Origin of the sequence: Paenibacillus hamazuiensis, from assembly GCF_023276405.1 — a bacterium.
In the GTDB taxonomy this organism is placed as follows: Bacteria; Bacillota; Bacilli; order Paenibacillales; family NBRC-103111; genus Paenibacillus_AF; species Paenibacillus_AF hamazuiensis.
The window spans coordinates 7,857,044-7,877,933 of record NZ_JALRMO010000001.1; the positions used below are offsets into that span (position 1 = coordinate 7,857,044).

General features: G+C 59.2%; 20 protein-coding genes and 1 pseudogene. 18 read left to right on the forward strand and 3 right to left on the reverse strand.

Annotation, left to right across the window (positions count from 1 at the left end):
• The first annotated feature begins 28 nt into the window (after positions 1-28).
• From MYS68_RS34670 to MYS68_RS34700, 7 genes and pseudogenes are all read left to right on the forward strand, one after another.
• Positions 29-1,192, forward strand: coding sequence for a cobalt-precorrin-5B (C(1))-methyltransferase (locus MYS68_RS34670; protein ID WP_338043647.1), 1,164 nt, complete (start codon positions 29-31; stop codon positions 1,190-1,192).
• Positions 1,185-2,534: a precorrin-6y C5,15-methyltransferase (decarboxylating) subunit CbiE gene (gene cbiE, locus MYS68_RS34675; RefSeq protein ID WP_248930100.1), complete on the forward strand. Its 1,350-nt coding sequence runs from the start codon at positions 1,185-1,187 to the stop codon at positions 2,532-2,534. Before MYS68_RS34670 ends, cbiE begins: the two co-directional genes overlap by 8 nt.
• Positions 2,531-3,253 carry a precorrin-2 C(20)-methyltransferase gene (gene cobI, locus MYS68_RS34680; protein WP_248930101.1) on the forward strand — a complete coding sequence of 241 codons (723 nt, stop codon included), beginning with the start codon at positions 2,531-2,533 and terminating at the stop codon, positions 3,251-3,253. The genes cbiE and cobI overlap by 4 nt, the downstream gene beginning before the upstream one ends.
• Complete coding sequence (gene cobM, locus MYS68_RS34685) at positions 3,250-4,044, forward strand: precorrin-4 C(11)-methyltransferase (protein WP_248930102.1); 795 nt, start codon at positions 3,250-3,252, stop codon at positions 4,042-4,044. Before cobI ends, cobM begins: the two co-directional genes overlap by 4 nt.
• A pseudogene (locus tag MYS68_RS34690) lies at positions 4,037-5,122 on the forward strand (cobalt-precorrin 5A hydrolase); the annotation flags it as partial. The gene cobM and the pseudogene MYS68_RS34690, both read left to right, overlap by 8 nt.
• Before the next feature lie 254 nt (positions 5,123-5,376).
• Entirely contained in the window at positions 5,377-7,095 is a 1,719-nt protein-coding gene (locus MYS68_RS34695) for a cobyrinic acid a,c-diamide synthase CobB (RefSeq protein WP_248930103.1), read from the forward strand.
• A complete protein-coding gene (locus tag MYS68_RS34700) occupies positions 7,070-7,627 on the forward strand; it encodes a cob(I)yrinic acid a,c-diamide adenosyltransferase (protein ID WP_248930104.1) in 558 nt (185 codons plus the stop codon). The genes MYS68_RS34695 and MYS68_RS34700 overlap by 26 nt, the downstream gene beginning before the upstream one ends.
• Before the next feature lie 4 nt (positions 7,628-7,631).
• On the opposite strand, the gene MYS68_RS34705 is transcribed toward MYS68_RS34700, so the two are convergent.
• Entirely contained in the window at positions 7,632-8,189 is a 558-nt protein-coding gene (locus MYS68_RS34705; protein WP_248930105.1) for a nitroreductase family protein, read from the reverse strand.
• A gap of 530 nt (positions 8,190-8,719) precedes the next feature.
• On the opposite strand from MYS68_RS34705, the gene cobU reads away from it, so the two are divergent.
• From cobU to phnE (MYS68_RS34750), 9 genes are all read left to right on the forward strand, one after another.
• Positions 8,720-9,367 (forward strand): bifunctional adenosylcobinamide kinase/adenosylcobinamide-phosphate guanylyltransferase, encoded by a 648-nt coding sequence (cobU, locus tag MYS68_RS34710; protein WP_248930106.1) that lies wholly within the window; start codon positions 8,720-8,722, stop codon positions 9,365-9,367.
• A complete protein-coding gene (gene cbiB / locus MYS68_RS34715) occupies positions 9,355-10,317 on the forward strand; it encodes an adenosylcobinamide-phosphate synthase CbiB (RefSeq protein ID WP_248930107.1) in 963 nt (320 codons plus the stop codon). Before cobU ends, cbiB begins: the two co-directional genes overlap by 13 nt.
• 23 nt (positions 10,318-10,340) lie before the next feature.
• On the forward strand, positions 10,341-11,147 hold the full coding sequence (gene cobS / locus MYS68_RS34720) for an adenosylcobinamide-GDP ribazoletransferase (protein ID WP_248930108.1): 807 nt from the start codon (positions 10,341-10,343) through the stop codon (positions 11,145-11,147).
• A 3-nt stretch (positions 11,148-11,150) separates the two neighbouring features.
• Complete coding sequence (cobD, locus tag MYS68_RS34725) at positions 11,151-12,242, forward strand: threonine-phosphate decarboxylase CobD (protein WP_248930109.1); 1,092 nt, start codon at positions 11,151-11,153, stop codon at positions 12,240-12,242.
• Complete coding sequence (locus MYS68_RS34730; RefSeq protein ID WP_248930110.1) at positions 12,239-12,889, forward strand: histidine phosphatase family protein; 651 nt, start codon at positions 12,239-12,241, stop codon at positions 12,887-12,889. The genes cobD and MYS68_RS34730 overlap by 4 nt, the downstream gene beginning before the upstream one ends.
• Positions 12,890-12,897: 8 nt before the next feature.
• Positions 12,898-14,469 carry a cobyric acid synthase gene (locus MYS68_RS34735; protein ID WP_248930111.1) on the forward strand — a complete coding sequence of 524 codons (1,572 nt, stop codon included), beginning with the start codon at positions 12,898-12,900 and terminating at the stop codon, positions 14,467-14,469.
• Positions 14,470-14,759: 290 nt separating this feature from the next.
• Entirely contained in the window at positions 14,760-15,530 is a 771-nt protein-coding gene (gene phnC, locus MYS68_RS34740; protein WP_248930112.1) for a phosphonate ABC transporter ATP-binding protein, read from the forward strand.
• Positions 15,530-16,342, forward strand: a complete 813-nt coding sequence (gene phnE, locus MYS68_RS34745) for a phosphonate ABC transporter, permease protein PhnE (protein ID WP_248930113.1) — start codon at positions 15,530-15,532, stop codon at positions 16,340-16,342. Before phnC ends, phnE (MYS68_RS34745) begins: the two co-directional genes overlap by 1 nt.
• Positions 16,339-17,166: a phosphonate ABC transporter, permease protein PhnE gene (gene phnE, locus MYS68_RS34750; RefSeq protein ID WP_248930114.1), complete on the forward strand. Its 828-nt coding sequence runs from the start codon at positions 16,339-16,341 to the stop codon at positions 17,164-17,166. The genes phnE (MYS68_RS34745) and phnE (MYS68_RS34750) overlap by 4 nt, the downstream gene beginning before the upstream one ends.
• Positions 17,167-17,486: 320 nt before the next feature.
• Here the strand turns inward: phnE (MYS68_RS34750) and MYS68_RS34755 are convergent, their stop codons facing one another.
• The gene (locus tag MYS68_RS34755; RefSeq protein ID WP_248930115.1) at positions 17,487-18,122 is read right to left on the reverse strand and encodes a DUF2238 domain-containing protein; all 636 of its coding nucleotides are present in this window, start codon (positions 18,120-18,122) and stop codon (positions 17,487-17,489) included.
• A 172-nt stretch (positions 18,123-18,294) separates the two neighbouring features.
• Here MYS68_RS34755 and MYS68_RS34760 point away from each other — a divergent pair, with 172 nt between their 5' ends.
• Positions 18,295-18,957 carry a TetR/AcrR family transcriptional regulator gene (locus MYS68_RS34760; RefSeq protein ID WP_248930116.1) on the forward strand — a complete coding sequence of 221 codons (663 nt, stop codon included), beginning with the start codon at positions 18,295-18,297 and terminating at the stop codon, positions 18,955-18,957.
• Positions 18,954-19,700, forward strand: a complete 747-nt coding sequence (gene map, locus MYS68_RS34765; RefSeq protein ID WP_248930117.1) for a type I methionyl aminopeptidase — start codon at positions 18,954-18,956, stop codon at positions 19,698-19,700. Before MYS68_RS34760 ends, map begins: the two co-directional genes overlap by 4 nt.
• Positions 19,701-19,812: 112 nt before the next feature.
• On the opposite strand, the gene MYS68_RS34770 is transcribed toward map, so the two are convergent.
• Positions 19,813-20,787, reverse strand: a complete 975-nt coding sequence (locus MYS68_RS34770) for a phosphate/phosphite/phosphonate ABC transporter substrate-binding protein (RefSeq protein ID WP_248930118.1) — start codon at positions 20,785-20,787, stop codon at positions 19,813-19,815.
• Between the last annotated feature and the right edge of the window lie 103 nt (positions 20,788-20,890).

The window sequence follows — 20,890 nt, forward strand, 5'->3', positions numbered from 1 at the left end:
CATTACGATAAGCCGGGAGGTGATCCGGGTGAGCGAGCGGCGGCAGGACGGGCTCGGCGGGCAGGATAACGGGGACAAGCAGAATAAACAGAACGAGCAGGACGAAAAGCAGCCGATGAGGCACGGCTATACGACCGGGGCATGCGCCACCGCAGCGGCCAAAGGCGCGCTCACGATGTTGATCACCCAGCAGCCGGTCAGCGAAGCGGAAATATGGCTGCCGGCCGGCTTTGCCCATACGTTCGAGCTGATCGAGGGCGAATTTACGCGCGATATGGCGCAAGTCGCAACGATCAAGGACGCCGGCGACGACCCGGACGCGACGCACAAGGCGAAAATCGTCGCCACTGTCACCTGGAAGGACGGCGGCGGCATCGAGCTGGACGGCGGCGTCGGCGTCGGGCGCGTCACGAAGCCGGGACTGCCGGTGCCCGTCGGCGAGGCGGCGATCAATCCGGTGCCGAGGCGCATGCTGACGCAGATGGCCGAGGAGTTGCTGGGCGAATACGGAATCGCCCCTTCGCGCGGCGTCCGCATCGTCATTTCCGTGCCGGACGGCGAGGAAATCGCCAAGAAGACGCTGAATGCGCGGCTCGGCATCATCGGCGGGATCTCGATTCTCGGCACGCGCGGGATCGTGGTGCCGTTTTCGACGGCCGCCTACAAGGCGAGCGTCATCCAGGCGCTGCAGGTCGCGAAAGCGACCGGCGTAAGGCACGTCGTGCTGACGACCGGAGGCAGCAGCGAGAAATACGCGATGAAAATGAATCCGCAGCTGAGCGAAGAGGCGTTTATCCAGATGGGCGATTTCGTTGGATTTTCGCTGCAGCATGCCAAACGGCTCGGAATGGAGAAAATCAGTCTTGTCGGCATGATGGGCAAGTTTTCCAAGGTCGCGCAGGGCGTCATGATGGTGCATTCGAAAAGCGCTCCCGTCGATTTCGGTTTTTTGGCGCAGGTGGCGGCGGAAGCGGGAGCGGAGCTTCAGCTGCAGCAGGCGATCGCGGAGGCGAATACGGCGGCTCAGGCCGGAGACCTCGCCGCGGAGGCGGGGCTGAGTACATTTTTCGACAAATTGAGTGAATACGCCTGCCGGCATGCGCTGGAGCATATCGGCGGCGGCGTAACGGTAGAAACGGCGCTCGTAACGATGAAAGGCGACGTTTTGGGGAGGGCGGAAATCGTTGGGTAAAGAGTATGTGGAGCAGATGGACGTTATGAAAAACGTTGGCGATTGGAAAGGAAAAAGTGGGCATGCGGAGCGCCCGAACGACAACCATCGGATACAAATTATCGGCATCGGCGACGATGGCCCGCGCGGGTTAAACGCAGCGAGCCTGGCGCTCATCGAACAAGCGGACGTGCTGGTCGGCGGGGAGCGGCATCTGGCGATGTTTCCCGGCATCGGCAGCGAGCGCATCGTGATCAAAAGCGGCCTCACGCAAACGGTGGACCGGCTGAATGCGCTGCGGGAAATCCGCAAGGTCGTGGTGCTGGCGTCAGGAGACCCACTGTTTTTCGGCATCGCCGGTTATATCGCGAAAAAAGCGGGACCGCATGCGGTTTGCATCCATCCGCACTTAAGCTCGGTGCAGCTCGCATTTGCCCGGATGGGAGAAGCTTGGCAGGATGCGGCGCTGGAAAGCGTGCACGGCAGACCGATCAAGGGGCTGGCTCAGCGCATCGACGGCAAGGCGAAGGTCGCGCTGCTGACCGACGAAGAGAACAGTCCCGCCGCCATTGCGCGGTATTTGCTCGAGTTCGGAATGGACGAATACGATGCGTTTGTGGCGGAAAATCTCGGCGGCGACGATGAGAAATGCGGCTGGTGGACGCTCGCGGATATGGCAAGCGCACAGTTCGCGCCGCTGAACGTCGTCGTGCTGCGCCGCAAAGCGGATGCGCCCCCGTCCCGGCACGGCTTCGGCTTCGAAGACCATGAGTTCGATCAGCGCAAGCCGGACAAAGGGCTCATCACGAAAAAAGAGGTCCGCGTGCTGAGCATCGCCGAGCTGAAGTTGAAGGCGGACAGCATCGTGTGGGACATCGGCGCCGGCTCCGGTTCGGTCGCCGTCGAATGCGCGAGGCTGACGCCGTACGGGCAAGTATACGCGCTGGAGAAAAACGAAGGCGATCTCGCTAACATCGAGAACAACCGCCGCAAGTTCCGCGCCGATTTTACGGCGATTCACGCGAAGGCGCCGGACGGCCTGGAACGTCTGCCCGATCCGGATGCCGTGTTTATCGGCGGCAGCGGCGGCGAGCTGCGCGAGCTGATCCGCGTTTGCTGCACGCGCCTGAAGGAAGGCGGGCGCATCGTCGTGAATGCGACGACGATCGAGACTTTGGCGCTGGCCCATTCGGCGATACGGGAGGAAGGCTTCGCGGCAAACATCACGCTGGTGCAGGTGTCGCGGAGCAAGCCGATTTTGGACATGACGAGATTCGAAGGTCTTAATCCGATTTATGTCATCACCGGTTACCGGGAAGCCGGGGACGGAAATGCGCTGGAGCAAGGAGGAAGCGGAGAATGACGCAGACGGCGGTAAAAACGGGAACGCTGTACGGCATCGGCGTCGGCCCGGGCGATCCCGAGCTGATTACGGTCAAGGCGTTCCGCATGCTGAAGGAATGTCCGGTCATCGCCTATCCGAAAAAACGGATGGGCGCCAAATCGTATGCGCTCGAAATCGTCGAGCTGTACGTGAACACGGCGGAGAAGGAGATGCTCGGCCTCGTTTTTCCGATGACGAAGGACCAGGCGACGCTGGACCGCGAATGGAACAAAACCGTCGATTTATGCTGGCAGCATTTGCAGGCGGGACGGGATGTCGCTTTTGTGACCGAGGGCGATCCGAACCTGTACAGCACGTTCATCCATATGGCGCGGCTGATGCAGGAGCTTCATCCGGAGGTGCCGATCCGCTCGGTGCCCGGCATTTCGTCGGTGCTCGGAGCGGCTGCAAGGCTTGGCGTGCCATTGGCCGACGGGGACGACCAGGTGGCGATCGTGCCGGCGACCGGCGACCGCGACGAGATGAAACGGGCGATCGAGGAACACGAGACCGTCGTTTTTATCAAAGTGGCCAAGGTGCTTGATATGATGATCGAAATATTGGAAGAGCTGCGCCTCTCGGAAAAAGCATCCGTCGTCACGAAGGTGACGTCGCCGCAGGAGCTCGTTTGGCGGGATGTGCGCGAGCTGAAGGGACAGGAGCTGGAATATTTGACGCTGATGGTGGTGAGAAAATGACGCTGGAACCGAAGGTGTATATCGTCGGCGCCGGTCCCGGCGATCCGGATTTGATCACGGTGAAAGGGCTGCGCATCTTGCAGCAGGCCGACGTCGTGCTGTATACGGACTCGCTCGTCAGCGAGGAGCTCGTTGCCCGTGCCGGCGAGCATGCAAAGGTGCTGCAAAGCTCCGGCATGGATCTCGAGCAGATGGTGCGGGTTATGGTGGAGGCGGTGCGCGAAGGCAAGGCGGTGGCACGCATCCACACCGGCGATCCGTCGGTGTACGGGGCGATTTTGGAGCAGATGGTGCTGCTGAAGCAGGAAGAGGTCGCTTACGAAATCGTGCCGGGCGTCAGCTCCGTGTTTGCGGCGGCGGCGGTGCTTGGGGCCGAGCTGACCGTGCCGGATTTGACGCAGACGGTCATTCTGACGCGCGCCGAGGGCCGCACGCCTGTGCCGGACCGCGAGAAGCTGCGCGATTTGGCGGCGCATCACTGCACGGTGGCGCTTTTTTTAAGCGCGACGCTGGCGAAAAAGGTCGTGAAGGAGTTTCTCGAGGCGGGCTGGGACGAGGATACGCCGGTGGCCGTCGTGCAGCGCGCGACGTGGCCGGACCAGCAGATCGTGCGCACGACGCTGCGGCATCTCGACGACGATTTGCGCAAGGCGGGCATCCGCATGCACGCGATGATTTTGGCCGGCAAGGCGCTTGATCCGACGCTGGTCGACCGGGACGAGCACCGCTCCAAGCTGTACGACAAAACGTTTACGCACGGTTACCGAAAAGGGGTGGCCGCCAGTGAGTAATCCTTTTGCCGCCGTTGCGATTACGAAGCATGGAGTGGAGATGGCGCGCGAGCTCGCCGCCCGATTTCCCGGAACCGACTTGTATTATATGAGCAAGTTCGCCCGCGGGGACGAAGAGGAGAGGGGCTTCCGGCTTTTTGAAGGCTCGGTGAAGCTGATTTTGCCGGATCTTTTCAAACGGTATAACGGACTGATTCTAATTATTTCGCTCGGGGCGGTCGTCCGGATGATCGCTCCGATTCTCGAGGATAAAAAGAAAGACCCGGCCGTCGTCGTCATCGACGACCGCGGAGAGCATGCGATCAGCGTGCTGTCCGGCCATCTGGGCGGGGCGAACGAGCTGACCCGCGAGGTGGCGAAGGTCATCGGCGCGCGCCCGGTCATTACGACCGCTTCGGACGTGCAGCAGACGATTCCCGTGGACCTGTTCGGCCGCAGCTTCGGCTGGGTCATCGAAAGCTTTGACAAAGCGACCCCGGTCAGCGCTTCGGTCGTCAACGAGGAACGCATCGCCGTCGTGCAGGAAACGGGGGAAACGAACTGGTGGCCTTACGACAAGCCGCTGCCGGATCATATTCGGGTGTACTCCGGCGCGCGGGAGGCGATGCAGGCGGCACACGATGCCGCGCTTGTTGTCACCGACCGGCTGCTGACTGCGGAGGAAGAGGAGGCGCTGCTGCGGAACGGCGTGCTGTACCGGCCGAAGTCGCTCGTGCTCGGCATGGGCTGCAACCGCGGAACGGCGGCGGACGAGATCGAAAGCGTCATTCTCGGAACGCTGGCAGAGCTTGGGCTGTCGGTTAAAAGCGTGCGCAATATCGCGACCATCGATTTGAAAAAAGACGAGCAGGGCCTTCTCGACGTTTGCGCCAAATACGGCTGGCCACTCGTTACATACACGCCGCAGCAGCTTAATGAAGTGCCGCTCGCCAATCCGTCGGAAACGGTGTATAAGTACACCGGCGCTTACGGCGTCAGCGAACCGGCGGCGCGGCTGTCGAGCGGGGCGGCGGAGTGGCTGCTCGAGAAGAGCAAGAGCGGCAACGTGACGATTTCGATCTCCCGCGTGCCGTTTAATGGAGCACCCGGAGCGCCGGGGCGGCGCGAGTCTTCGGAAGATGCGGGAAAAACGGCAATTGCGGGACATTCGGAAACGGCGGCGACGGCTGAAGAACCGGCGGCTTCCGAACGGCCATCAGCTTTGCCGCTTAATGAAGCCGTCCCGGCGTCCCGCGATGGGGCGCACAATTCGGCGGCGGACGGCCGGGAAAGCGACGCGAATGCCGGTTCGGCGGATACGCTGACAGGCATTTCCCGTACGGAGGGCCAAAGATGAGCGAGACGAGACCCCGCTTCGTCGTGGCCGGTACCGGCAGCGGCTCCGGCAAAACGACGGTGACGATCGGCCTGATGGCCGCTCTGCAGCGCCGAGGCCTGCAGGTGCAGGGCTTCAAGTGCGGCCCCGACTACATCGACCCGACGTACCATACTGCCGTCACCGGCAGGCAGTCGCGCAATCTCGATACGTGGATGCTGACGCACGATACGATGAAGGAAATCTTTTTGCGCGGCTCGGCCGGTGCGGACGTATCGGTCATCGAAGGCGTTATGGGCATGTTCGACGGCAAAGATCCGCTGTCGGACGCCGGTTCGACCGCCGAAATCGCCGCGCTGCTGGACTGCCCCGTGCTGCTCGTCGTGAACGCGCAAAGCATGGCGCGCAGCGCTGCGGCGATTGTGCTCGGCTTCATGCAAATGGCGGGCCCCGGGCGCATCGCCGGGGTCATCGCGAACAAATGCGGAAGCGCCGGCCATTTCAAGCTCGTCAAAGCGGCGATCGAGCAGGAATGCGGCATTCCGGTGCTCGGCTGGCTCGGCCGCGACGACGAGCTGCAAGTGCCGGAGCGGCACCTCGGCCTCGTGCCCGCGGTCGAGCGCGGCGAGCTCGCGCCGCTATTCCGGCGTGCCGCCGAGCTGACCCGGCAAGGCGTCGATCTGGACGCCTTGCTGGCGTTGGCCGGCGGCGCCCCCGCGCTCGATTGGCCGGAGCGGCAGCTGTTTGCGGCGGAAACCCGCGGAAGCGCCGGCTCAAGGACCGGAGGTCTAAGCGGTCCGGCCAGTTTCGCCGGTCCGCGCAGCACCATTGGTCTCGACGATCAGCGCAGTGTATCCAATATCGACGGCCTTGCCGATCGGCGCAGTCCCGGCGGTGCCGAGAGTCTCGGCGATCCGCACAGCACCATTGGTCCCGAGGGTCTCGGCGATCCGCACAGTCCCGCAGGTCTCGCCGGTCCGCGCAGTCCCGCCGGTCTCGCCGGTCCGCGCAGTCCCGCCGGTACCGAAGATTCCGGCGAAGGCGATCCCGGTCCAATCCCGGTCATCGCCGTCGCCAAAGACGCGGCGTTCAACTTTTATTACCCGGAAAATCTGGAGCTGCTCGAACAGCTCGGCGCGTGTCTTCGCCTGTTCAGCCCTCTCGCGGGGGAGGCTGTGCCGGACGACGCGGACGGTGTCTACATCGGCGGCGGCTTTCCCGAGGAATTCGCCTCCCGGCTTGCCGAAAATCGCCATGTCCGCGAGGATTTGAAGAAGCGCGCGGAGGCCGGACTGCCGTTGTTTGCCGAGTGCGGCGGCTACATGTATTTGACCCGCTCCATCACCGACCGCGCAGGGGTGAAGCACGAAATGGCCGGGCTCATTCCGGCGGAGGTGCGCATGCAGCCGAAGCTTGCGGCGCTCGGCTACCGCGAGGTCAAAGGGTTGCGCGACAGTCTGCTGCTCGCTGAAGGCGAAACGATTCGCGGACACGAGTTTCATTATTCGACGCTCACGGTGGATATCTCGGCCGAAAACGATTTTCCTTACGCCTACGAGACGAAAGGGTTGCGCGGTGCCGGCAAAGACGGTTACGGTTTGCCGACGCTTACGGCGGGGTATACGCATGTCCATTTTGCATCTAATGTGGAGGCGGCACGCCGATTTGTCAGGCAGTGCGCCCTCTACGGTGAAAAAAGGAGGAGAACCGATGGGCTCGTCCGATCGGAGGTCTAACCGCAAGGGCTACACGCTTGTCTATACCGGAAATGGCAAAGGCAAAACGACCGCATCCCTCGGGCTAGCGGTGCGCGCCGCCGGGCGAGGCTACAAGGTGCTGGTGCTGCAGTTCATCAAGTCACCGCAGCGCACGTACGGGGAGCAGATCGCCCTAAGCCGGATCGGCATCGACATGCGCCAGCTCGGCGTCGGTTTTACGTGGACCAAGACGCCGGAGGAGCATCGCGAGGCGCTGCGAAAGGCTTGGGCGATTGCGAAGGAGGAGACGATGAACGGGGACTGGGACGTCGTTATTCTCGATGAAATCAACAACGCGCTCGGCATCGAGCGATTTCCCGTCGCCGACGTGCTTCCGCTTGCGGAAGTGCTCGAGCTGATTGAGCAAAGGCCGCCATATATGCATCTCGTGCTGACCGGACGGGGGGCGAAGCCGGAAATCATCGAAAAGGCCGATCTCGTCTCGGAAATTCAGCCGGTCAAGCACTATTACGACGAGGGAGTCCCCGCCGTTTTGGGGCTTGAATATTAGGAGGTCACAGCCAAGTTGTTTTCTCCGCAAAAGGAGTCCGGGCCGTAGCCGGCGTTTCCGCAGCGGGGTAGCCGACAAACACGGTGCCGATGATTTTGCGGTTTTCCGGGGAACCGATAAACCGCTGCAGCCGCTCGTCCCGCACGAGCCCGACGCCGCGCGTTCTCCAGACGAGTCCGAGTCCGAGCTCCTGAGCAGCCAGCCACATCGAATGGATCGCGCAGGCCGCGGCATACTCGTTGTCCTCGGAGGAAGCCTCGTCGCCGGGGATCATATCCGCCGTGACGACGATCATCAGCGGCGTCGTTTCGAGCACGGCGAGCGATTCCTTTACGAGGTGCGGCTTGGTTGGAAAACGCTCCTGCAAATATTCCGACGCCATCTGCTCGTAGCGCCGCTTCGCTTCGCCGCGCACGACATAGAAATGCCACGGCTCGCGCAGCCGGTCGTTCGGCGCCAAAGTAGCCGCCTCGAGCAGGCGGGCGATCAAGCCGTCCTCGATTTCGCGGGGCTCGTAGCTGCGGACGGCCCGGCGTCTTTTTAACACGTCAAACACAGACATGGATTAAATGCTCCTTTCAAAAGTCACAATGAGATCTACTTTCCATCATACACGATTACCAAAGTGGCGGAAATACAAAAGGATGGGCGCCCGCGGGGCCAGTCAAAGCCCCGGGCTCGTAGCTGCGGAGCGGCCGGTCATTCGGCTTGAGCAAGGAGCTACTAACACACGGTTCTCCCGGCATGCGTTCCGGCGCTGCACGGCGGAAGGTCAGGCAGCTCGCAGCGCGCGGTGTGGCGTCGCATGACGGTGGTCAAACACATGCCGGCCATCCCGCCCGGTTCGGGTTAAGCTTTTGCTGCGAATAACGGAACTGCAGTTCGCTATAACAGCTTTTCCGAGGTTTTTTCAAGGTTTAGCGGAACTGAGGTTTCCTATTTCCCGGTTTTTTACGGCCCGCCTGCGTTTTTCGGCGACATAGAGGAACCAGTTCCCCTATCCTGCCGAACTGCCGTTTTAAAGATAATTGCGGAATGTATGTTCGTTTTTTTGTCGAATCAAGGATAAACCCATGCCAAAAGGAGGCGCCTATGCTGCGCGAGACTTCATCAGACCCGGCCGGCCGCGGCGGAATGGCGCTCGTTACCGGCGGGGCCCGCAGCGGAAAAAGCGGCTTTGCCGAACGTTACGCTGCAATGCTGGCCGCACGTAGCGGCGGTCCCGTGATCTATATCGCCACGTCCCAGCTGTGGGACGAGGAAATGGAGCGGCGCGCGGCACTTCACCGGGAGCGGCGGCCCAAGGAATGGCGTACGATAGAGGCGCCTTATGACCTGGAAAATGCGATCGCGCAGCTGCAGGAAACGGCGCCGACGGGTACGGTGCTGATCGACTGCGTCACGATGTGGATCAGCAATTTGCTGCTGGAGCCGGGACCGGACGGAGAAGAACGGTGGGCGGAGCCGGAGGCGGAGGAGCGCATCCTGCAGCGGGTGAAGAAGCTTGCCGATCGCCTAAGGCAGGCTCCGTTCTCCTCCGTGCTCGTGACGAACGAGGTCGGGCACGCCCTCGTGCCCGAGTATCCGCTCGGGCGGGTATTCCGCGACATCGCGGGTCAAGCGAACCAGACGCTCGCGCAGGAAGCGGACGACGTGTTTTACGTCGTTTGCGGCATGCCGCTGAATTTGCGGCAAATGGCGTGGCGGCCGGAAGGGGCGGATCCGCCATGGACTCGATAGCGCTTGCGGCCGCAGCGCTTGCCGTCGATTTGCTCGTCGGCGATCCGCGGGCGCTGCCTCATCCGGTCGTCGGCTTCGGCAAGCTGATCGGCTGGTTCGACCGGCATTTTCGCCGGCCCGCTCATCCGCCGTGGCGGCAAACGTGCAGCGGCATTGCGCTTGTTGTATTTGTGCTCTCCGTTACGTTCGCCTTATCCGCCGGCCTGATCGCGCTCGCTTCACGCATCCATCCGTACGCCGCCGCAGCGTTGACCGTCTGGCTGACGTCCACGACGATAGCCGCGAAAGGGCTGCGGGACGCCGCGATGCTTGTGTACGAACCGCTTGCGGCGGGCCGTTTGGACGAGGCGCGCAAATACGTCGGCTATATCGTCGGCCGCGATACGGATTTGCTGTCCGAACGCGAGGTATCGCGGGCGGCTGTCGAAACGGTCGCCGAAAACATCGTCGATGCGATCGTATCGCCGCTCTTTTACGCGCTGATCGGCGGCGTATACGGCGCTTTGCTTTACCGTGCGGTCAATACGCTGGACTCGATGGTCGGCTACAAAAACGACAAATACCGCTATTTCGGCTGGGCGTCGGCCCGGCTCGACGACGTGCTGAATTACATACCCGCGCGAATCACCGGGCTTTTGCTTTGGCTTGTCACGCTGCTTATCCGCCCGCTTTGCGCAAAAGGCGCGTGGCTCGCAATGCGCCGCGACGCGGCGAAGCATCCGAGCCCGAACAGCGGCATCCCGGAGGCCGCCGTGGCGGGCGCGCTCGGCATCCAGCTCGGCGGCGAAAACCGCTACGGCGGCGACATCTCGGTGCGCGCCCGCATGGGCGATGCGCTCCGCGACATCGTGCCGGAGGACATTCCGCGCACGATCCGCATCATGTATGCGGCGGTTTCGCTGCTCATGACGGCGCTTTGCGCATCGCTGGGCGTCGCCTGGTGGCGCTGATGAGCGGAAGGAGGCAACCCTCGATGAAACGGCAAATCGTATCCGCTTTTCAGGCGCTTACCGTAGCGTTGCAGTTTCTGACCCGGATTCCGCTGCCGGTTTCCGTGCCATACGACGGGCGGACCGTCAGCCGCAGCGTCGCGTTTTACCCGCTGGTCGGCATCGTGATCGGCGCACTGCTCGTTCTCACAGCGCGGCTTCTTCCGGCAGCGCCGGCGCTGCTGAATGCGGCATTGCTGCTGGTGCTGTGGATCGCGCTGACCGGCGGGCTTCATCTGGACGGCTGGATGGATGCGGCCGACGGGCTGCTCAGCCACAGAAGCCGCGAGCGGATGCTGGAGATCATGAAGGACAGCCGCGTAGGGGCGATGGGCGTTATCGCCGCCGTGCTGCTGCTACTGATCAAATGGATCTGCCTGTACGAGCTGCTTGCATATGCCGCGTCCCATCCCGGTTTTGCCGCCCGAACGCTGCCGGCCGTGCTGCTTGCCGTCCCGGCCATAAGCCGCTGGTGTATGGCGGCGGCGATCGTGCGCCGGCCCTATATCGGCGGACCGAACGGGCTCGGGGCGCTTCTGGCCGATGCCCGGGGGCGCACGATGCTCCTGGCTGTCGGCGCCGTTTGGTGCGCAGCGGCAGCCTTCCTTGCGCCGTGGCCGTTATGGGGAGCCGTCGCGGCCGGGCAGCTGGCCGCCGGCTTCGCCTTTGCCCGTTACGTTATGCGCAGGCTGGGCGGCTGGACCGGCGATACGTACGGGGCGCTGAATGAAGCCGTGGAAGCGGCGGGGCTGGTCGCCGCCGTTTACGCGGCAGCAGAATGGGGGGGATAAATCATGCTGGAAAAAAACGGCCATGGCGGAGACTGGGCCACGGCGGCCGAGCTGTACGGGCACATGCCCGGGCAAGGGCTCGATTACAGCGCCAATATCAATCCGCTGGGGCCGCCCCCGGCGCTGCAGAGGCTGCTTGTGGAAGAGTGGGAGGCGATCGTGCGGTATCCGGACCCCGAGGTGCGCGAGCTGCGCTCCGCCCTTGCGGCGGTCCATCGGATAGCGGCCGAGGCGATCCTGGTTGGAAACGGGGCGGCGGAATTGATCGATCTTATTGTGCGATCGGTGACGCCCGGCACTGTGGCACTCGTCGAGCCGGCGTTTATCGAATACCGGGAAGCGGCGGAAAAATGCGGAGCGGAAGTGGTTCCCGTCTACACCCAAGCCGACAACAACTTTGTGCCCGATATTTCGGCGCTGCTGGATGCGGCTGCGCGGGCGGATCTGCTGTTCCTCGGCCAGCCGAACAATCCGACGGGGACGCGCTGGGAGCGCAGCGGCCTTCATGATCTGCTGGAGCATGCCGAACGGCACGGAACCGCTGTTGTGATGGACGAGGCGTTTATCGATTTTTTCCCCGACGAAGAGGATGTGACGCTAATCCGCGAGGCGGCGCAGCGAGCGAATGTGTTCGTCATTCGCTCGATGACGAAGTTTTATGCGATTCCCGGCCTGAGGCTCGGCTATGCGGCGGCGCATCCGGCCCGCATTCAGGAGTTGAGACGGCTGCAGGTTCCGTGGAGCGTCAATCATTTCGCGCAAAAAGCCGGCGTTCTCGCCTTGCGCGACACGGACTACGCGGAGCGCACGAGGCGGCTCATAGCGACCGAGCGCGCTCGGCTGCTCGCCGAGCTGGCGAAGCTCGGCTGCCGGCCTTTCCATGGCGCGGCCAATTTCCTGCTCGTCCGGCTTGGCCAAGGGCATCCGGACGCGTCCGAGCTGCAGCGTCGGCTCGCCCGCCGAGGCATCTTGATCCGGCGCTGCGCCACGTTCCGCGGGCTGGACGACACGTATTTCCGCATCGCCGTGCGGACGCGCGATGAGAACGAGCGGCTTATTGCCGCGCTTTCCGGCGCGCTGGAGGAAAGACGGTGAGCCGGCGGATACCCGGAGCGGGCGGACATCCCGACGCAGCGAAGGAACCGGCCCCGGCTTGCCGCGTCATGCTCGTACGCCACGGCGTCACGGACTGGAACGCCGAGCGGCGTTACCTCGGCCGCACCGACGAGCCGCTGAACGGACAGGGGCGACTCGAAGCGTCGGAGCTCGGCCGCAAGCTGGCGCTTCTTCGCTTTCAGGCGATCTACTCCAGCCCGCTTCAGCGGACAGCCGAGACGGCGGAGCTGATCCTGCAGGAGATGCAGGCGGCCGCCAAGGGGCTCTCACCACTCCACGCTATCGCATACGACGCCCGGCTGCGGGAAACGGACTTCGGCCGCATCGAGGGGCTCACTTACGAAGAAGCTTTGCGGGTTTGCCCGGAAGAGCTGATCGCCTGGTACGACCGTTTCGAAACGATACCTCCTCCGGGCGGAACAGAGTCCCTGAAGCAAATCTCAGAGCGCATGAATCTGTTTATGGCCGACATCGGCAAGCGGCATAACGGGCCGGTTCTTATCGTCTCACACGGCGGACCGATTCGCGCGTGGCTGGCACGCGCGCTGCACAAGCCTTTCTGGGACATCGCCGTCGGCCACGGCCAGACCTATGAGCTTGAGCTTGCAAAACAATTGTTTTCATAGAAGGAGGGATGAGCTTGAAGCGGGCCAAGACGATTATGATTCAAGGCACCGCCTCCGACGTGGGCAAAAGCGTGCTGACGACCGCGCTGTGCCGCATTTTTGTCCGGGACGGCCTGAAGGTGGCGCCCTACAAATCGCAAAACATGGCGCTCAACTCGTATGTCACCCTCGACGGCAAAGAAATCGGCCGTGCGCAGGGAGTTCAGGCGGAGGCATGCGGCATCGCGGCCACGACCGATATGAACCCGATTTTGATCAAGCCGACCCGGGAGATGACGGCGCAAATCGTCGTGCACGGCAAGCCGCACGAAGAGATGAGCGCGAGGCGGTACCGCGAGGAGTATTTGCCGCTCGCCGCAGGCATTGTCAAGGAAGCGCTCGAACGGCTTCGCTCGCAGTACGACGTCGTTGTGATCGAAGGGGCGGGAAGTCCCGCCGAAATCAATCTGAAAAGCCGCGACATCGTCAACATGCGCATGGCGGAATGGGCGGACGCCCCCGTCGTGCTTGTCTCCGACATCGACCGCGGCGGCGTGTTCGCAAGCATCGTCGGCACGCTGGAGCTGCTTGAACCGCACGAGCGAAGCCGGGTGAAAGGGTTTATCATCAACAAATTCCGAGGGGACATCAGCTTGCTTCAGCCCGGGCTCGATTGGCTGGAACAGCGCACCGGCATCCCGGTGCTCGGCGTGATCCCGCATCTGCCCAGCCTCGACATCGAAGCGGAGGATTCGGTTGTGCTGGAGCGGCCGCAGAGCGCTGCGGAAACCGCCGGCAAAGACGTGGACATCGCCGTCATCCGTCTCCCTCGTATTTCCAACTTCACCGACTTCGATCCGCTTGCGGCCGAGCCTGATGTATCCGTCCGTTACGTGCAAAGCGCAGATCAGCTTCATGAGCCCGATATCGTCATTTTGCCCGGTTCGAAAAATACGCTGGACGATCTCGCCTTCCTGCGGCAATCCGGACTTGCCGGAGCCATCGACCGGCTTGCGGCAAGCGGCTGCCGTCTCGTCGGCATCTGCGGAGGTTATCAAATGCTCGGCCGCAAGCTGAGCGATCCGTTTCAAGTCGAATCGGAGCAAGGGGAAGCGGAGGGACTCGGCTATTTGCCTCTGGAGACGCTATTTTATAAGGAAAAACGGACCGAAAGAGTCAGCGGCATCGTTGCCTGCAGACATCCCGAGTGGTCCGGCCGGCAAGGAATCCCCGTCGAAGGCTACGAAATCCACATGGGCCAAACGACGCGGCTGGAAGCGGTTCATTCGCTGTTTTCTCTGCAGGACCGCGAGGACGGAGCGATTTCGGAGGACGGGCGCATATGGGGGACGTACGTGCACGGCATTTTTCATAACGATGCGTTCCGCAGACACTGGCTCGACGGAGTTCGCAAAGCCAAAGGCCTGGAGGCGCTCGAAACGGTGCTTTCTTTCCGCAGCCGCCAATCCCTCGCCTTCGACCGGCTCGCAGAGCACGTCCGCGCGCATCTCGATATGAACAAGCTTTACGGCATCGCAGGCTTGGCTCCGTACGAAGCGGCATCGCAGAAAGAGGCTGCGGATTTACGGAAAAAACTTTAGAAGGTTAAAAGTTTGGAACATGAGTTATTCGCCATATTGATATGTAAGACGCTTTTCAAAATGAAACGAGTGCGACAACGCGATCCGCCGGCTGCTGCGGACCTGCGGCTTTGTCGGCACTCGTCTTTTGTTTGTAAATGGCAAAAAACGGATGCCGGTGGATGAAATGGGGCAAACTACCCAGGAAATTTAAGGTTTTATTGATTTATCCCGCTCTAAAAGGAAAATGACGAGCAATGTCGAATATATTTCCGTTAACTATATACCATTGGGATGAAAGTGGGTAGCCTATGATCGAGTTTAAAAATGTTTCCAAGGTTTATCCTAACGGAACAGTCGGCTTGAACAACATTAACTTGACTATTCATAAAGGAGAATTTGTCGTCATCGTCGGTTTGTCCGGCGCGGGCAAATCGACCATGCTGCGTTCGATCAACCGCCTTCATGAAATTACCGACGGTCAAATTCTCATCGACGGCAAATCGATCACCGCGGCCAGCGGAGCGGAGCTTCGTCGCATGCGCCGGGATATCGGGATGATTTTCCAAAGCTTTAACCTTGTGAAACGTTCCTCCGTGCTCCGCAACGTGCTGTCGGGACGGGTAGGCTACCATTCCACGCTGCGCACCGTACTCGGATTGTTCCCGAAACACGATGTGGACCTTGCCCTCAAAGCGCTCGAGAGAGTCAATATCAAGGAAAAGGCGTATTCCCGCGCCGATGAATTGTCCGGCGGTCAGCAGCAGCGTGTCTCCATCGCCAGAGCGCTTGCGCAGGAGGCGAAAATCATTTTAGCCGACGAGCCTGTCGCCTCCCTTGACCCTTTGACGACGCGCCAGGTTATGGACGACCTGAAACGAATCAACGAGGAGCTCGGCATTACAACGATCGTCAACCTTCACTTTATCGATTTGGCACGGGAATATGCGACGCGGATCATCGGTTTGCGCGCCGGCCAAGTCGTATTCGACGGACCGGTTTCCGAGGCGACGGACGAAAAGTTTTCGGAAATTTACGGACGGGCGATCAAGAAGGACGAGCTGTTGGGGGTGGCGGACTGATGGCCGATACCGGCAAAAAGCAAACCGGCGGGGCTGCGGCAGCCGTCCTGAAAAAGCCGGACCGCACCAAAACGTACCTCACTTTGATTTTGATCGTCGTGCTGCTTTGGGGCAGCGCTTATAAGACGGACGCGAGCCTCACTTCGCTCTTTACCGGGACTCCGGAAATGGGTAAGCTGCTTGTGGAAATGGTACCGCCTGACTGGAGTTATCTGGATGTCATCTGGGGACCCATATTGGAAACAATTCAGATGGCGGTGGTCGGTACCACAATCGGCGCGCTGCTCGCCATCCCGATCGCTTTGTTTTCAGCAGGCAATGTGACGAAATCCCCATTGCTTATCTATGTATCCCGGATCATATTGAACCTGGTTCGTTCAATTCCCGACTTGTTGTTTGCCGCCGTATTCGTAGCTATATTCGGAATTGGTCCAGTGGCAGGGGTACTTGCGCTTGTGTTTTTTTCCTTCGGTCTTGTAGCCAAGCTCTTATACGAGTCGATTGAAGCTATTGACCCGGGTCCTCTGGAAGCAATGACCGCGGTAGGTGCAAACAAGCTGCAGTGGATTCATTTCGGTGTCGTTCCGCAGGTGCTGGCACAGTTTACCGCCTACGTGCTCTATACGTTCGAAGTCAATATTAGAGCGGCCGCCGTGCTCGGTTTGGTCGGCGCCGGCGGGATCGGGCTTTTTCTGGACCGGACTCTCAACCAACTGCGGTATGATCGCACCTCCACGATCATCCTGGTGACGCTGGCTATCGTGCTTATCATCGATTACACGAGTACTAAACTTCGGGAGAAGCTGTTATGAGGAACGATACTTTGAAAACTTCGCCGCGCTATCGCATTCGATTTTGGCTAGTCGCCCTGTTTATTTTGTTAGTTTATATATGGTCATTTAGCGGAATAAAATTTTCCGGCATTAAGGAAACCGCCGGCCAGGTTTCTTATGCTATCCTGAAAGGATTGTTCAACCCTGACTGGAAATATGTCTACATACCTGAAGGGATGGGTTTTCTCCAGTGGCTTTCTGAAGGAGAAGACCTGATTACCAAGCTAATCGAAACGTTGGCGATCTCGATTCTGGGGACGTTCATTTCGGCAATATTGTGCGTGCCATTTGCTTTCTGGGCAGCCAATAATATGAGCAGATTCAAAGCGGTGACAGCGTCCGGTAAATTTATGTTGAGTTTGATCCGGACGTTTCCGGAACTGGTAATGGCGATATTGTTTATTAAAGCTGTAGGCCCTACTCCATTTGCAGGTGTGCTTGCTTTGGGGCTTCATTCCATCGGAATGCTTGGCAAACTGTACTCTGAGGCGCTGGAAAATATGGATTTAGGCCCGACGGAGGCGCTTACGGCTTGTGGTGCGAACCGTTTGCAAGTGCTATGGTTCGCCGTCATTCCGCAAGTGCTGCCGGAATTCCTTTCATTCACGTTATACCGCTTTGAAATTAACGTACGCTCCGCATCCATTCTCGGGATGATCGGCGCCGGCGGTATCGGCACGCCGCTCGTTTTCGCCCTCGAAGCGAGGGGCTGGAGCCGCGTCGGCATCATCTTGCTCGGCATTATTGTACTTGTGACGATTATCGACTTGATCTCCGGTTATATCCGCAAGCGCTTGGTATAATCCGGGCCGCTGACAATGAATATGTACCGATTGAGCGTTCCTCGTGGAGCGCTCTTTTTGTTTGAAAAAAGAAAAAGCCCGACTTCCGTCGGGCGGTCAATTATAATCTGCTTTTTTACTGTTCAATGTCGGCTTTCATTTTCAATTGCTCGCGGGTGGAGTATATCAATGCTATATTCGTGAATGTTTGATCTGTAGGTGAATGTCTTCTCCTGTTGTTCCATCTTCGAGGCGAGCGCGGCGATGTCCTGCTTCAGTTCTTTTTTTGGTTTCTTCCAATTTGACGTTGGTTTGCTCCAGTATATGCGTCTATCATACTATTAAACTAATTTGCGAGCAATCATTCTCCTCATTCCGGCAGTAACCGACAACGCGATGATCGCTCCGTACAGCGCCAGCTCCATGTCGTGCTGCGTATCCCATTCGTCGCCTTGCGTGCCGATGAACAGCGTGCCGATCTCCGGAGCGACCAAATGAGCGACCCACATTTCAATCAGCTCGTAAAATGCGCCGGAAGCGAGGATGACAGTCGCTGAAAAAATATAAGCGGTCCCCCGCCCAAGCTTCGCATAACGCAGCAGAAACTCGAAAATCGGATGCGCCAGCAGCAGGCCGTAGCAGAAATGAACGATCCGGTCGTAATTGTCCCTTGTCGACCCGGTGATGCTCTGCAGCCAAGCTTCGATCGGCATGGAGCCGTAGGAGTAATGCGCCCCCCACGTATGCAGCGCCAAAAACAGCGCGGTCATCGCATACGAGCGATTGGAAAACGCGAACCTGCGATACGTTGCGGCAAGAGCGATAAGTGTGGCGAAAATGAGCAGATTTTCCAGGAACCAATCGTATCGGCTCGAAGGAGAGACAGCCATCCACCCCCAGAAGGCGCCGTAGACGGCTGTCATGCACAGAAGAGCCCGATTGCTTCGCAGCGGCAAAGACGATGATAATGTGTTCATGCTGGATTCCCCTCTTTATTTCCAAATGCAGGTTACGGATTTATTGTAAAATCGAAGCCGGATAAGGCGTAAGTACTAACTTGATCTAGTACCTGCCCGTTGCTTTTTGCCGGAAAAAGTTGTATATTTTATATCGACATATCAGTAGGTCAAAAAAAAGGAGGGACGCCGGGTGTCTCCACGAACGAAAGAGCAAAACGAGGAAATTCGCTGGATGAGAGTTCAGCAAATCATCAGGGCGGCGGCCGAAGTGTATTTGGATAAAGGGTACGTCATGGAAATGCGGGACGTTGCGGTGCATGCCGGTCTAGGCTACGGAACCGTATACCATTACTACAGAAACAAGCTGCAGCTGTTTGACGATCTGTTCCACCATGCGCTGGATCAGGCAAAAACCGTCATCCATCATGCTTCGGAAAACAACCAGGGCACGGAGCTTAAGGAAATATGCAAACGGCTGGTGCAGCTTTGGGTCAAGGAACCGGCGGTGTTTATTTTGTATAAAATGGTGGCCGAAAATTTCCACCAGCTTCCGGATGAGCGTTATGACCTTGTGCTCGCGCGCTTTCAGGAGGAACTGTACCGTCCGATGGTGGAAGCGATGCAAAGACATGATTTTAATGAGAAACGGAAACGGGCGAATGCGGGGAACGGATTTGAAGCACAGTCCGGGAATAACCCGAACGAATGGGCGGAACGGCGGATAAACGCTATGATCGGTGCGCTTGTCGGCTGTGCAGGCTTGTATATCCATCACCGGAACGATGCCAAGCACCTTGACGAGGTTGTCGATGTCCTGTTTGCCGGCTTCGGCGTATCGGAGGCGGAGTTATGATCATTCTTAAAACCCCTCATGAAATCGAACAGATGAAAAAAGCCGGAGCCGTCGTTGCCGAATGCCACAAGGCCATCGCTCCTTATGTCCGTCCGGGGGTCAGCACCCTTGAGCTGAACAATATCGTGGAGAAGCATATGACGAAGCTCGGGGCAAGACCCTACACCAAAGGATATAACGGCTACGCCTTTGCCACCTGTACGTCCGTGAACGATGTCATTGCGCATGGCTTTCCGTCGGCAAAGCCGCTCAAGGAAGGGGATATCGTCAAAATCGACATCGTTGCCGAGCTTGACGGCTGGCTGGGCGATTCGGCCTGGTGTTATGCGGTTGGCCGCATATCGGAGGAGGCGCGGTCGCTTATGCAGGTAGCCAAGGAATGCCTGGATGCGGGCATTCGGCAAGCCGTCCCGGGGAACCGCCTCGGCGATGTTACTCACGCTATCCAGTCGCACGCCGAAGGGCACGGTTACTCGCTCGTACGGGATCTATTGGCCCACGGCATCGGCCGTTCCCTGCACGAAGAGCCCAACTACATGCACGTCGGGCAGCCGGGCAAAGGCATTCGCCTCAAGGAAGGCATGGTGTTCACGATCGAACCGATGCTTAACGCCGGAAGCCATCACATGTACATCGAAGCGGACGGGTGGACGGCAAGAACGGCCGACGGGAGCTTGTCCGCGCAATATGAGCATACGGTCGCGATTACGGCGGACGGGCCGGTCGTGCTTACCGAACAGTAAGCCCGTGCTTGCACCGCAGTAGCAGGTCAATCTATCGCAATGCGCAAAAAAACCGGGAGCCCCGCTCCCGGTTTTTAAGTTTCGCTCGTGACCGATGTCACCAAGGATATGATTACTTCTTCTGTCCGATTTCTTTCGCAGCTTGGCGAACGATATCGAAGTTTTTGTCGTCTCCCTTGACGTAGCCTTGGTGGGAGTAAATGTCGACAAGGATTTTGCGGCTGTCTTCGTTTTTCCCGAGATCGATGAACGCTTGCGAGATTTTATCTCTCCAGGCTTGGCTCATGTCGGAACGAACGGAGATCGTATCGTTCGGAATTTTATCCGTAAAGGAAAGTACGCGGGTTTTTTGAACGGCGTCCGGCACATCCTTCATTTGCGCGCGGATGTCCTGGAACACGGCTGCAGCGTCCACATCGCCGTTCAGAACGGCAAGAACGCCTTTGTCGTGACCTTTTACCGTAATGCCGGTAACGTCTTTATCCGGATCGATGCCGTTTTTCTTAAGAAGGATTGCAGGGTAAATGTAACCCGCAGAGGACGTAACGTCCTGCCATGCGATCTTTTTGCCTTTCAGGTCTTTAATGTCCTTAATCGGGGAATCCGCTTTGACGATGATCATTGATTTGTAGAAGTCGACAAGATCTTTCGTCGGCTGGCCTGTTGCGTCGTCTACGCCGAAACGCTGTGCTTGAAGCAGCAGATCGGCCGCTTTTTTGTCATCGTGGGCAACAACATAGTTGCTCGGAGGCAGGAAGCCTACATCGACTTGCTTGGAAGCCATCGCTTCGATAACGGTGTTGTAGTTCGTGGAGACGGATACTTTCACCGGAATGCCAAGCTTGTCCCCCAGCAATTTTTCAAGCGGCTTTGCTTTGGCTTCGAGCGTTTCCGCCTGCTGCGAAGGAACGAACTGAACTCTGAGCTCCTTCGGTTCGAAGGTGCCGCCTTGCGGAGCAGGACTTGCGGTTTTGGCAGGAGCCGGTGTCGCGCCTTGCTGCGGAGCCGCTTCTTTCTTTGCGCATCCGGCAACGATTCCCGCAGCCATAAGGACGGACAAACTGATCGCTGCAAACTTTTTTACCATTAAAATTGACCTCCTGTGAATTCTTTGTTTTTCATACAATTTTTAATATACCATAATCCGCCTGCAATTTCAGTTAAAAAGTTGTTAAGTATGCTGACATCGC